Source organism: Kistimonas scapharcae (assembly GCF_039540975.1).
In the GTDB taxonomy this organism is placed as follows: Bacteria; Pseudomonadota; Gammaproteobacteria; order Pseudomonadales; family Endozoicomonadaceae; genus Kistimonas; species Kistimonas scapharcae.
The window spans coordinates 19,877-33,565 of the sequence record NZ_BAABFL010000065.1; the positions used below are offsets into that span (position 1 = coordinate 19,877).

At 51.4% G+C, this 13,689-nt stretch carries 10 protein-coding genes; 8 read left to right on the plus strand and 2 right to left on the minus strand.

The genetic code is table 11. The annotated features are described in order from the left end of the window. Positions 1-64 precede the first annotated feature (64 nt). Positions 65-5,515, plus strand: a complete 5,451-nt coding sequence (locus ABD892_RS03635) for a transporter substrate-binding domain-containing protein (protein ID WP_345193938.1) — start codon at positions 65-67, stop codon at positions 5,513-5,515. A 56-nt stretch (positions 5,516-5,571) separates the two neighbouring features. Here ABD892_RS03635 and ygfZ read toward each other — a convergent pair whose 3' ends face one another. Next, positions 5,572-6,666, minus strand: a complete 1,095-nt coding sequence (ygfZ, locus tag ABD892_RS03640) for a CAF17-like 4Fe-4S cluster assembly/insertion protein YgfZ (RefSeq protein WP_345193940.1) — start codon at positions 6,664-6,666, stop codon at positions 5,572-5,574. Positions 6,667-6,741: 75 nt separating this feature from the next. Here ygfZ and ABD892_RS03645 point away from each other — a divergent pair, with 75 nt between their 5' ends. Both ABD892_RS03645 and ABD892_RS03650 read left to right on the plus strand, forming a co-directional pair. Then, positions 6,742-7,008 carry an FAD assembly factor SdhE gene (locus ABD892_RS03645; protein WP_345193942.1) on the plus strand — a complete coding sequence of 89 codons (267 nt, stop codon included), beginning with the start codon at positions 6,742-6,744 and terminating at the stop codon, positions 7,006-7,008. A 7-nt stretch (positions 7,009-7,015) separates the two neighbouring features. Then, entirely contained in the window at positions 7,016-7,405 is a 390-nt protein-coding gene (locus ABD892_RS03650) for a protein YgfX (protein WP_345193944.1), read from the plus strand. Between the two features lie 7 nt (positions 7,406-7,412). Here the strand turns inward: ABD892_RS03650 and nadB are convergent, their stop codons facing one another. Further along, the gene (nadB, locus tag ABD892_RS03655; protein ID WP_345193947.1) at positions 7,413-9,008 is read right to left on the minus strand and encodes an L-aspartate oxidase; all 1,596 of its coding nucleotides are present in this window, start codon (positions 9,006-9,008) and stop codon (positions 7,413-7,415) included. 294 nt (positions 9,009-9,302) lie between these two features. Between nadB and rpoE the strand changes: the two genes are divergently transcribed. The 5 genes from rpoE (at position 9,303) to ABD892_RS03680 (ending at position 13,665) form a co-directional block, all read left to right on the plus strand. Beyond that, on the plus strand, positions 9,303-9,890 hold the full coding sequence (gene rpoE / locus ABD892_RS03660; RefSeq protein ID WP_345193949.1) for an RNA polymerase sigma factor RpoE: 588 nt from the start codon (positions 9,303-9,305) through the stop codon (positions 9,888-9,890). A gap of 57 nt (positions 9,891-9,947) precedes the next feature. Then, the gene (locus ABD892_RS03665) at positions 9,948-10,589 is read left to right on the plus strand and encodes a sigma-E factor negative regulatory protein (protein WP_345193951.1); all 642 of its coding nucleotides are present in this window, start codon (positions 9,948-9,950) and stop codon (positions 10,587-10,589) included. Between the two features lie 22 nt (positions 10,590-10,611). Continuing rightward, complete coding sequence (locus ABD892_RS03670) at positions 10,612-11,601, plus strand: MucB/RseB C-terminal domain-containing protein (RefSeq protein ID WP_345193954.1); 990 nt, start codon at positions 10,612-10,614, stop codon at positions 11,599-11,601. 41 nt (positions 11,602-11,642) lie between these two features. Next, complete coding sequence (locus ABD892_RS03675; protein WP_345193956.1) at positions 11,643-12,155, plus strand: SoxR reducing system RseC family protein; 513 nt, start codon at positions 11,643-11,645, stop codon at positions 12,153-12,155. An 88-nt stretch (positions 12,156-12,243) separates the two neighbouring features. Further along, complete coding sequence (locus ABD892_RS03680) at positions 12,244-13,665, plus strand: DegQ family serine endoprotease (RefSeq protein WP_345193958.1); 1,422 nt, start codon at positions 12,244-12,246, stop codon at positions 13,663-13,665. Positions 13,666-13,689 lie beyond the last annotated feature (24 nt).

Genomic DNA, 13,689 nt, shown 5'->3' on the forward strand with positions numbered 1-13,689 from the left:
CTTTCAGATAAACTTGCTCTTCGGCACGACAATTATCTCTGCTCCCGAACAAGATTAGAATTTCATGCGAATACCCGGAGTACAGGCAGTGTGGATGTGCTGCCTGCTGATGTTACTCTCACTGGTCCTGCCTGCCTCGGCAGCAGATGATCTGCTGGTGTCGCGGAGTTACCAGTACCAGCCACTGACCGTAGCCTATCAATCCCATGTGCCACTGATGTATACCAATGATCAGGGCGAGGCCGAAGGGCTTGTCATTGAGCTTTGGAAGCGATGGTCAAAGCGGGTCGGTATTCCTCTACGATTTGTTGAAATGACAAAAGAGGAAGCCCTGGAGCAGGAGCAGCGAGGCAGGGTCGATATTATTGCTGCTATTCCCGATTTTGAGGAGTGGCCGGACAGCATTGATACGGATACTACTATCCTGACCGCCAATGCGGGTCTCTATGTCTCCAATATTGATACCAATAAAAAGCGGATTAAATCACTGAAGAGTGAAGCTGTGGGTGTCATTGCCGGAAGTCGGTGTGAGGCTGTTCTGAAATCGGCGGATTACCGTTTTCTGGTACGTTACCCGGATTATATGGCACTGATTAATGCGGCTTCTCAGGGCGATGTTCGTGTCATTGCAGGACTCATGCCTGCGATTGAGTATTTTCTGGCAAACCGGGGCATTCTGGATGATTTTCGCATGGTCGAGAAGCCCCTGTATTCAACAACGTTCAAAGCCGGTGTCTCAAAATCTCACTTTTATCTTCCTCGAATGATTGCCCAGGGAATGGACAGCATCCCAGTGTATGAAAAATCACAGATACAGGACGATTGGCTCAAGCGCTCAGATACCAGTAGTCATGATGCATCGGTATTGACGGTCGCGGTCGATAATGGCTTTCCTCCACTGGCCTTTGTGAATGCGTTGGGCAAGCCGGCCGGTCTGTTCATCGACATGTGGAAGCTCTGGTCTGAAAAGACCGGCCGACCTATTCGCTTCAGAACAGGCAACTGGAGTGACAGTATTGAGGCACTGGAAAATGGTAAGGCGGATATTCATTTTGCCCTGACCCCCACCCGAGACAGGCAGAAATGGATTGCCTTTTCTGAGCCATTGTATGGAATGTCTTCGACGCTGTTTTACCGTAGTGTCGATATGCCCGTGAGTAGCTACAGTGATCTGGCCGGTGTGCGCATTGGTGTTCTGGGCGACTCGTCACAGCAGTCCTTTATGGAGCAGTGGTTGCCGGAAGCCAAGATCATCACATTCAGTAACAACGAACAGATGATTCATGCATTGCTGGAGGGGGAAATCCGTACCTTCGTCGGTGAGCCGGTTGCGATTCGTATCATATTGAACCAGTTAGGCGTGATCGGTGAAATCACCGCCAATGATAATAGCCTGGTGCGTGAAACCATGGCAGCGGGCGTACGCTTAGATAACGCCGACTTATTACCGCTCATCAACCAGGGTTTTAATGCGATCACTCCAGCAGAACTGGCGGCCATTGAAGAACGTTGGATTGTTGAAGCCTCTGACCGGTTTTTTGGTATGAGTTTCCGCCAGCTGGATTTAACTACGCAGGAAAAAGAGTGGCTTGAGGAGCACCCGGTTATTCGTGTTGTGGTGAATCAGACAATGCCACCATTGTCTTTTGTGGGTGACAATGGCCAGTTGGAAGGTGTTGCGATCGATTATCTGAAATTGATTGAAGATCGGCTGGGAGTGACATTCCAGATCAGCGGGGTAACCAGTTGGCAGGAAAGTCTGGGTCTGATTTATCAGAAACAGGCAGACATGAGTTCTTCGGCGCTGTTTACGGAAGATCAGGGTAAGTACCTGGATTTCAGTAAGTCTTATCTCGAAATACCCTCCGTCATTATCACCCGTGATGCGGATCACAGCATCCAGGGGATAAATGACCTGCATGGCAAGACGGTGGCCTTCATACCGGGTACGGGTGTGCGATCCTATTTACGGAATCATCAGGTCAAGATGCGTCTGGTTGAAGTGCCCAGTGTTTCTGCGGCATTCAAGATGGTTTCGCTGGGACATATTGATGCATTTATTGTGAACCTGGCGACCGCCAGTTACATGATAGACCGGTTGAAAATCACCAACCTTCGGGTGGCATCGGAGGCGGGTTTCAGTTTTCGATACCGGATGGCAAGCCATAAAGATGATCCCACGCTGAATACCTTGATCAACAAGGCATTGAACTCCGTCTCGGAAGCGGAGCGACAGACCATTGAGGAACAGTGGGTCAGGCTTGGGGTGGATACCTGGCGACCGAACAAGGAATTCGCCATTGGCCTGCTTCTGATTATTTTTACCCTGGTTTTGATTGTTTACTGGAACCGTAAGCTAGCAAGGGAGGTCTCCGAGCGTCAACGGGTTGAATCGGTGCTAAGGATTCGGGCGGAGGCGGATCGGGTGCTCAGTAACGTGACCCGGCAGTTCATGGATAAGCCACTGGAAGAGGCGATTCGTTTTACCTTGCAGGTTCTGACGGAATTTATGACCGCCGATCGAACCTATGTGGTGCGTTACGATAATGACAGTCGTGCCGTCTCTGTTCCCTTTCAATGGTGCCGTGTGGGTAGTTGGATGGGACAGGAGCGGTTGAGAGATTTGACCTGCAGTGATTATCAGCCGCTGCGTGAAGGGCCTTTGGCAGGGCAGGTTTGCCAGGTCAGCAGGAATGAGCTGAATGGCGAAACGGCCCCCGCGTTATTGGAGACCATGACAGGACTGGAAGTACAGTCCGTCATTCATGTGCCGATGATGCTGGCTGGAAGAGCGGTGGGCAGTATTGCCCAGGTGACAGGGGATTATGACAAGCATTGGGGTGCTGATGAAATTATCCTTTTGCGTCGTGCCGGTGAGTTGATTGCAATAGCCCAGTCTCGAAAAAATGCTGAAGATGCGTTGAGAACCAGTGAAGAGCGTTATCAGCTCGCGATGGAAGCGGCATCGGATGGTCTCTGGGACTGGGATCTTCATGAAGGAAAAATTTATTTCAGTCCAAGGTATATGCTGATCCTCGGATACAGTCCAGGCGAAGTGCCCGGTACGCCTTCGGCATGGAAGCGTCTGATACATCCGGATGATAAGGCGGCAACGGTCAAATACATGAACGAGATGTTCAGCCATTGCCGCGAGCCGTTTCAGTATGTCTATCGCATGCGTCGCAAGGATGGCAGTTATGCGACAGTGCGCATTAAAAGCAAAGTGATATCCCATAGCCTGGAAGGTCGTCCGTTACGGGCGGTGGGTACACTGGTTGATATCACAGAGCAGCGTATGCGGGAGAGGGAATTATCCATGGCCCGTTTCTCCCTGGATAATTCCGCCGACCAGGTGCAATGGGTCAGAAAAGACGGTAGTCACAAGTACGTCAATAAGTCGATCTGTAAGGCGCTCGGATACAGTCAGGAAGAACTCCTGAATATGAATGCGATGGATATTACGCTGGGCCTGACAGAAGAAGCATGGAAGCAACAGTGGGAGAAAGTCACAACCGGTAAATTGTCGACCTACGAGGTGCTTCGGGTTACACGAGATAATGAAGTGTTTCCGGTCGAAATTACCGCGAATTACATGGAATATGAAGGTGAAGGTTTTCTCTTTGCTTCCGGGCGGAATATCTCGGATCGCAAACAGGCTGAAGCCGCCCTCCAGAAAGCCAAGGAAGAGGCAGATCAGGCGAACCAGGCCAAAAGTCATTTTCTGGCCAACATGAGTCATGAGATTCGTACGCCGATGAATGCGATCATCGGACTTAGTCAGCTGGCCATGAAAACCCAGCTGTCGCCCCGTCAGCGGGACTATTTCCAGAAAATCCATGCGGCAGCCGACTCGCTGCTGGGAATCATTAATGACATTCTGGACTTCTCCAAAATCGAGGCCGGCAAGCTGGATATGGAAGAGGTAGTCTTTGACCTGTCGGCAGTCTTTGCGCATATGACCAACATGCTCAGCATGAAGATCAGGGCCAAGGAAATCGATTTTCAGTGCAATATTGCAGAAGATCTTCCCACTAAATACATTGGTGATCCCGTTCGGCTTGGTCAGGTGTTGTTAAACCTCACACACAACGCCGTCAAATTTACTGATGAGAAAGGGCGGGTGACCGTCAGTGCGAACCTGGTGAGCAAGGAGTCAGACAAAGTGAAACTCCAGCTTACCGTTGAGGATACGGGGATTGGTATACAGAGCGAGAAGCTTTCACGCCTGTTTGCCTCTTTCTCACAGGTGGATGGCACTACGACACGAAAATTTGGTGGTACAGGCTTGGGGCTCGCGATCTGTAAACGTCTGGTTGAGATGATGCATGGCAGTATTCGTGTGGAATCCACGCCAGGAGAGGGGAGCACGTTTACCTTCACCGTTGAGCTGGGTATGGCGGATGAGAATGCTGAATTGGCAGATTTACCGGAGTCACTGCATCAACTGAGGCTCACCGATAATACCGGCCTGAATGAAGCCGCCATTCTGGCGGATGAGGCGATTGGCAAGCATTTCACCGTTCTGTTGGTGGAAGACAATGAGATCAATCAACAGGTTGCCACTGAGCTGCTTGAGATTATGGGGATTGATGTCATCCTCGCGGTCAATGGCAGGGAAGCGGTGGATATGGTACGCCAGAATAGGGTGGATCTGGTCTTCATGGATATTCAGATGCCGGAAATGGATGGCTACGAAGCAACCCGAACCATCCGACAAATACCGGAACTGGTAACTTTGCCGATTGTAGCCATGACGGCACACGCCATGGCGGGTGATCGTGAGCGTTGCATTGAAGCGGGTATGAATGACCATATTTCCAAACCACTGATTTTCGATGAGCTGTATAGCCTTGTGCTGCGATATGTTCACGATAAAGAGAATGATGCAGGTTTACCGTCGGCCAGTAAGCCTGTTGAGCTGCCGGGGATCGATATTGAGCAGGGCTTACAGCGTGTGATGAATAATCGTGCGCTTTTTTACCGGTTATTAGCCACGTTCCGCCGGGAGCATGCTCAGTCGGCTGAGGTTATTCGCAGGGCTTTGGGAGAGAGGGATTATGACGCTGCGCTACATGAGTGTCACTCGTTGAAGGGGGGGGCTGGCAATATTGGTGCAGTCAGTGTGTTCCGAACTGCTAAAGCTCTGGAGTATCGGTTACGTCAACATCCGGCCTCTGATATTGATTGTGAGGATCTTCTTCTCCATCTGGAAAGTCACCTGTCAGAGGTTCTGGCAGGGCTGGACACACTGGATCATTGTGAGAAGATGCACGATGAATTGCCATCATCAATACCAGTTAATCCTGCAGCTGATATTGCTGAGATCATTGATCAGATACGTTTGAAGCTCAGGGAAGGTGATGCTGAGGTCGTTAATTATTTCCCGCTGTTGGCGTCTGAGCTTCAGGCGGATTGCTATACGGAAAAGCTGAATGACCTTAAGCAATGCATGGAACATTATGATTTTGAGGATGCCAGTAAAGTGCTGGATGAATTACTACAGGAAATTGCGTGACGTGTTTCGTGCCTGATAGCAGTACAGGCACGAAACAGTATTGACGGTTCCTGTATTTATGCGTCTACGTTGTAAGGAAGTGGCTCAACAGAGAATGGTGCATTTGCAGACAATTCTGTTGTAAGCGTGTCACTGATCGCATCAGATCGCAGAACAGCCAAAAGTTCAGTGTTGACAGGGGAGATAGCAGAGACGATTTCCCCGGCACTTTTTCCTGATGATGTCAGGATTTTCGTGCCTGGGGCTGGTAGCTCTTCAAGTGTGCCGGTAAGGCGGTAGAGTCGACTTTTCAGCTTGCCGAGATATTGCATGCGGGCCACAATCTCTTGTCCGGTATAACAACCTTTCTTGAAGCTGACGCCTTCCAGTATCTGCCAGTTGAAGTGTTGGGGGATATACGCTTCGCGTGTTTCCGGGATAACCCAAGCAATGCCGTTCCGTATATCTTCATGCTGCCAGGCGCTGGTTGGTTGCACCTGAAATAATCCAGTCAGGCGCGGCCACCAGGTATCGACAGCGTCAGGCTGAAGCCACAACTCATAGCGGGGTTTTATGCCGGGAAGTTGGAGCAGGCAATAACCGTCACCGCATTCGCCGTGGTTGGGTTCAGGAAGGGAGAAGTGTTTACTGAGTGTTTTTTCGCAGGTATCACCAAAAATCCCAATCCGGAGCCATTCGTCTGAAGCGTCACCAATTTCAGCTTTGTAAAAAACAATGTATTTGCTGAGATGGGTTTTCAGGGCGTCATGCTGACGGTTACTGTCACTGGCTGGCATGGTGAGCAGTAGCCGGCTGTCATGATTCAGTACCCTGAAGTTTGCGATCATGCGGCCTTTGGGGGTACAGCAGGCGCCAAGACTACTGTGTTCAGGCGCAAGCTGGTTGACGTCGCATGTCACCTGGCCCTGCAGGAAGCGCACGGCATCAGGGCCGGATACAGAGGTTATGGTTTCATGGCTGAGGACCGTCATGAAGCCACTGCGCTCAGCAGATTCTTCGGCGTGGTCAGCATCCAGTCCCAGGAAGGTATTACCAGAGAAACGTCCGCCCAGTGCCTCGAGCCGGTTTTTCCAGTTGTTGTCGCTCATGGTGTATCGTGAATCGTCGATGGGTGAGGGCTCATCATAGAGCATTTTGGCATTTGATAGCACTACTGAAATCGCTTTCCCGTCGATGTTGTTACTTCCTATAATGATGGCCGGTTTTTACTGACAGGTTAGCAGCCAATGACTACTCAGGAAGAAATGAATCGTCTGTTCTGGCATAGCAGAAGAGGGATGCTGGAGCTGGACATCCTGCTGGTGCCGTTTGCCAGGGAGATCTATCCGACCCTGTCAGAGGACGATCGGCAGCGTTATGTCCGGTTGCTGGAATGTGAGGATGCTGACCTGTTCGCCTGGTTTATGGAGCAGGAAGAATCGCAGGATAAGGATATTGCCTATATGGTTAGAATGATCCTTGACCGTGCCCGCAGTCTGCCAGCCGTTCATTGAGCTTCACTTGAAGCGATCCCGGTATCAGTTATGGCTGGTATCGGGAGCGCACCTTGTTGCTGGGTTGTCCCCGTGGCTTGCACGAACGAATGGTTGGTCAGCAATATTATCCTTTCTTATTTTGCTTCATTGGCTGGATGCACTCCGTGAGCAGGGCTGGTTAGGCAGGTCGCGTGCTATTAACGGTGTTCGGTATGCCGGTGAGCAGTGGTCAATTGCACTGGATGCAGCTGGATGGGTTCGCGTGGAACTGGCCGGGCAGCCACTGATTACCCCTTTTCTGACTATTCTTCCGTTTCGTTCTGGGCATCGAACCCATAACGCCGTGCTGTTCTCGGATGCGGTGGATCCCGAAGCATTCAGAACACTTCGGGTTCGCTTACTGCTGGGTCATTGAGCTTATTTCATGGGTTTACGATTGGTGTCAGCACGGTATTAGTTGCGACTGGCAGTGTTTCAGGATAATCCAGTGTGAAGTGGAGCCCGCGGCTTTCATGTCGCAGCATCGCGGAGCGGATGATTAGCTCCGCGACCAGTGCCAGATTGCGTAGTTCAATCAGGTCACTACTGATTTTGTAGTTGCTGTAAAAATCATGGATTTCCTGTTGCAGTAACTTGATCCGGTGAGAGGCTCGCTGCAGTCGCTTGGTGGTTCTGACAATGCCCACGTAATCCCACATAAACCGGCGGAGTTCATCCCAGTTATGGCTGATGACAACATCCTCATCGGAGTCTGTCACTTGGCTGGCATCCCAGGCGGGTATGTCATGGCGATCTGCGATCGTATCCAGCTGCTGGCAGATATCCCTCGCGGCTGACTGGGCAAAGACAATGCATTCCAGCAGGGAGTTACTGGCAAGCCGGTTTGCGCCATGCAGCCCTGTAAAGCTGCATTCACCGATGGCATAGAGTCCGTTCAGATCGGTTCTTCCTGCGTGATTTACCATGATTCCACCGCAGGTGTAGTGGGCGGCGGGTACGACTGGAATCGGTTCCCGTGTCATATCGATACCGTATTGCAGGCAACGCTCATGGATATTGGGGAAGTGATCAAGGATAAAGTCCCGTGGACGGTGACTGATATCCAGATAGAGACAGTCACTGCCGAGCCGTTTCATCTCATGGTCGATGGCGCGGGCAACGATATCCCGGGGGGCCAGTTCGCCGCGTTCGTCAAAGTGGGTCATGAAACGGGTGCCGTCAGGCAGCAGTAATCGACCGCCCTCTCCACGAACCGCTTCGCTGATCAGGAATGACTTGGCTTGTGGGTGATAAAGGCAGGTTGGATGAAACTGGTTGAATTCCATATTGGCAACCCTGCAGCCAGCGCGCCAGGCCATGGCAATACCGTCACCGGATGATCCGTCACGATTGCTGGTATAGAGATACACCTTGCTTGCTCCACCCGTTGCAAGGATGACAAATCGCGCTTTGAAGACATCAACAGATTCATTAGCTTGATTCAGCACATAGGCGCCCAGACAGCGGTTGCCTGGAAGCCCAAGCTTTTGGGTTGTGATCAAATCAATGGCAATCTGATCCTGGTAAAGATCGATATTGCTTTTCTGACGAACCCTGTCGACCAACGTCGTGGAAACAGCACGTCCGGTGGCATCGGCGGCATGGACGATCCGGCGATGGCTGTGTCCACCTTCACGAGTCAGGTGCAGATTCTTCTGGTCGTCTGTTGCTTCGCTGAAGGGGACGCCTTGTCCAACAAGCCACTCAATACTTTCACGGCCATGACTAATGGTGAAACGAGCGGCCTGCTCGTTACACAGTCCAGCACCTGCATTGAGGGTGTCACCGAGGTGGTTGTCCAGGCTGTCACCTTCATCCAGTACGGCAGCGATACCGCCCTGAGCCCAATAGGTCGAACCGGCGGAAAGGTCCCCCTTGCTCAGAATGGCAACCCGGGTTGTCTCAGGAAGATTCAAGGCGACGGCCAGGCCGGCAGCGCCACTGCCGATCACCAGGGCGTCATACTGATGCTGCTGCATTGTTCTGTGATACCGCGTGTCATGTTTGCTAGAGTTGAATATTAAGGCAGTCAGGTCTTATAGGGAAAGGTACTAACGGAATAAGGGGAAACGGAACAGTCGTGCATTTCAGGCCTTTCCAACGGCGGTTTTTCCTTGAAAAATGATTCCCTGAATCCCATCTCAGACAGTCTTGCGAAAAAAATTGTGAAAGTTGGGAACTTTTGGTCAGTGATACTGTCTATTGAGTTAGAACAGGGCAGTTGGTTCTTGCGCTAGGCTCTGAAGCCTGGACAGAAGAATTGAGGACAATTTATGGCAGATGCACAGGAAACCGACCAGCAGTTGGTGAGTCGGGTTCAAAAGGGGGACAAACGTGCATTCGACCTGCTAGTGATTAAATATCAGCACAAGATTCTCGGCCTTGTTGGGAGTTATGTGCATGACTTTCAGGAAATGCAGGATGTGACCCAGGAGGCGTTCATCAAGGCGTATCGTGCCCTGGGGCAGTTTCGAGGTGACAGTGCGTTTTATACCTGGCTGTATCGTATTGCGATCAATACGGCCAAGAATTTTCTGGTGGCGAAAGGACGCCGTCCGCCGGATACCGATGTTGATGTATACAACACCGAGACTCTGGATAGTTCGTACCCCCTGAAAGATCTGGAGACACCGGAGCACAATGTGCAGAAAGACGAGATAGAGGCGGTGATCTTCAAGGTGATCAAGGGCTTGCCGGATGAACTCCGTACCGCGGTGACACTGCGGGAGTTTGATGGCCTGAGCTACGAAGATATCGCCGAGATCATGGATTGTCCGGTAGGGACCGTGCGGTCACGTATTTTCCGGGCCAGGGAAGCCATAGATAAAGTGATTCAGCCATTGCTGAGCAAATCGGGGTAATCGTATTAATGCTGTGGGGAAACGGGGTAGAGCCGACCATGTCCAGTGAGGTGTCCCATGACCGCGATCGATAACCAGCCTGACCGGCGCCTGAAAGAGTCGCTATCCGCACTGATGGATAACGAAGCCAATGAACTTGAGATGCATCGGGTACTCGATCATCTGCAGAAGGATGAAGCCTTCAGAAAGACGGCGTTTAGCTACCAGTTGATAGGTGAAACTCTGCGCAAAGAGAACAATGCCTTTGCCGGGATTGATATCTCTTCTGCCGTAAGTGATGCCATTGGCCAGGAGCCTGCCGTGAATACCGAAGAACGTTTGAGTGGGCGGTGGCAATCGCTGGGACGTTTTGCGGTCGCGGCATCTGTGACACTTGCCGTGATCGTGGGTGTCCAGCTCTGGAATGGCCAGAATGCAGGGCAGCAGGACATTGCTTCCGTTCAGGAAACTGTCCAGCCGGTTGCCAGCGATAATGGCACACTGGTCGCTGATTATGGCGCAGTGGGTGTTCTGGCCGGTTATGGTACAGAGCAGAAAGGTTTGACGCCCTCACAACTGAATCGGGCCCGGGTCTTCGCCGATAACGTCGCTCGTGAGCGTTTCAGTGCCTATATGTTACAGCATGCTGAACAGCAATCGTCTTATACCGCACAGGGTATGTTGCCGTTCGTCAGGGCTGCCAGCTTTGAGAGACCCTAGTTTGGCGATGGAAGGAATGGTTTTGCACGCACGGAAACTGATCGGCCTACTGGTATTGAGCTGGGCTCTGCCAGTCGCTGCGGCCCCGCAGGGATCACCGGTTGAATGGCTTGACCGGATGTCCACAGCCTTCAGAAGTGAAAATTATCAGGGTTTTTTCATCTACGAAAACCTTGGTGGGTTGCTGACGCTCAAAGTGATGCATGGTGTGGTGGATGGTCAGGAAAAGGAACGTCTCGTGTATCTGGACGGCCCTTACCGCGAGATGATCCGTGATGGCCAGAAGATCGCCTATATCCGGCAGGGGCAGGGCGGTGTGACGTTAAAGCCGGGTTATCTGGCAGCCTTGTCAGGTCGTTTCAAGACGGATTTCCAGAAACTAGGTGGGTTCTATCAGTTACGTTTTGGCGGTGATGTACGGATAGCCAATCGCATCGGTCGCCATGTGGAATTACTGCCCCGGGACAAGCACCGTTACGGTTACCACCTGTGGCTGGATCATGATTCTGGCTTGTTGTTGAAGTCTGAAATGCATGGTGACAAAGGCGCGGTTTTGGAGCGCTTTCAGTTTGTTGATCTTTCGGTTGGCAATCTCCCTGATGGCGATGTCATCCCGCCGGGACAGCATGCCTGGATCGATCGCTCGGCAGTTGCTGCTCACTCTGAAGAAAGTCCCCTGACCTGGGAAATGGGCTGGGTGCCTGATGGATTTAACAAGACCGGTTACCGTAAAACGGTGAGTCCTGTCAGTCAGAAGCCAGTGGATAGTTTGTTATACAGCGATGGTCTGGCAGCATTTTCCGTATTTGTTGAAGAGGATATGACCCGGGTGTTGAGTCAGTCGTCAGAACAGTCCGGAGCAACCGCCGCTGTATCCAGAGTCTTCCGCAATGGTGATGCTTATTATAATGTGACGGTTGTCGGCGAGATCCCGCTGGGTACGGCAGAGCGCATTGCCGTATCGGTTAAACCCCGTCAGGTGGAATCGCCCTTTCAGGCACCTGCGCAGTAAGCGGTAGCAATAACAGACGTCAGAGTATTTGAAGACGATTCATGATTGAAGAAAGTGGACGTGTTGTCGCCGTCGAAGAGCGGCTGGCTGTTGTGGAAACCGTAAGAAAATCCGCCTGTGACGCCTGTTCTGCCAAGAATGCCTGTGGACAGGGACTCAAGCGTCATATCAGCGATCACAGTGCTTCCCATATGCATATCCGCGCATTGTGTGACTTTCCCGTGAGGGTGGGTGATACGGTGGTCATTGGTATACCTGAGTCAGCCATGTTAACGGCTTCATTCTGGGTTTATCTGTCACCCTTGCTGTTTTTGGTGGTTGCCATTGGATTTGGCTACTGGCTCGGTTTGCCGGAAGGTTATCTGATTTTGTTTAGCTTGCTCGTTATGGGAGCGGGCTTTGGAATGACTGCCCGTTTGTTCCGCAATGAAAACCGACAGAAACAGTTGCAGCCGGTCGTGCTCAGTTGGCAATTAACGGATCAGGAAACGGCAGTAAAGAATATGTCAGAACATCAGCCTGTGATGTCTAACGACGTCATTGTCATGCTGTGACAGCCAGAGCATCTTTGTGTTGGTGGTGACTGGCTGGTGAAATGTATCAGAAATGTTTGATCATCGGTGAGATGGGGAAACGGATCTTATGAGATATCCAAGAATTAATGTTGCCGGTTGGCTTGGCGGTATATTCGCCCTGTTTCTCGGCATGCAGTTGGCGATTGCCAGTGAGCAGTTGCCCGATTTTTCGAGCCTGGCCGAGAATGCATCGCCGGCTGTTGTGAATATCAGTACGTTGTCCAAGCCGAAGCAGTCTGGCAGACAGCAGCTTTATGGGCCATATGGTGATGATTTACCTGAGATTTTCAGGCGTTATTTCGGGTTGCAGATTCCCGATGACTCCCAGTTTGAGCAGCCGCGCCCTCAGTCACTGGGGTCAGGTTTTATTATTTCCGATGATGGTTACATTCTGACCAATAACCATGTTGTAGAAGGTGCGGATGAAATTCTCGTACGCCTTAATGACCGCAGTGAATTCAAGGCCAAGCTGGTCGGAGCGGATAAGCGCTCTGATCTGGCATTGCTGAAAGTGGATGCCAAGCGCCTGCCTGCGATTCGTCTGGGTGATTCGGATGAATTGAAGCCTGGTCAGTGGGTTTTTGCTATTGGTTCTCCTTTTGGTTTTGAGTATTCGGTCACCAAGGGGATTATCAGTGCACTGAATCGTAGCTTACCGACTGAAAGCTATGTGCCGTTTATCCAGACTGATGTACCGATCAATCCCGGTAATTCCGGTGGTCCGTTGCTCAATATGGACGGTGAAGTCATTGGTATTAACTCCCAGATATTCACCCGTTCTGGCGGATTCATGGGGCTCTCGTTCGCGATTCCCATTGATGATGCCATGGATGTCGCTGAACAGCTGAAAGAGAAAGGGTATGTCACCCGTGGCTGGCTGGGTGTAGTGATTCAGGATGTTGATCGCAGTCTTGCTGAATCTTTTGGTCTCAAAAAGCCCCACGGTGCGCTGATCAGCCAGGTGATTCCTGAGGGGCCTGCTGGTACAGCGGGTTTGCAGCCGGGCGATATTATTCTTCGATTCAATGGTCGGGATATTAAGTTCTCCAGTGATCTTCCCATGGAAGTTGGGCGTACCCCCGTCGGCAAGAAGGTTGAGGTCGATTTGGTCCGTCGTGGTAAAACGCTGACCAAGGCCGTCGAACTCGGTGAACTGCCTGACGAACAGGGCAAGACCAAGCCTCAGGTGCAGAGCCGTGAGGATAACCGCCTTGGAATTAATGTTGAGCTGTTGAACGACAACTACCGTCAGCGTCTTGGTGTTGATAAATCGGTGTCAGGTCTTGTGGTCACACAGGTCGGTCGTGGCGCTGGTCGTGCAGTTGGCTTGCGTAATGGCGATATCATTACCCAGATCAACCATCAGGACGTTAAGAGCGTACAGGAATTCAACAGCATCGTGAAAAAGCTGCCAGCGGATAAGACGATCTCCATGCTGGTGGTGCGCCGAGGTATGCCTGGGTTTATCACGTTCCGTTTGGCAGAGTGATATTGCCGGGATAACGTTGACTAC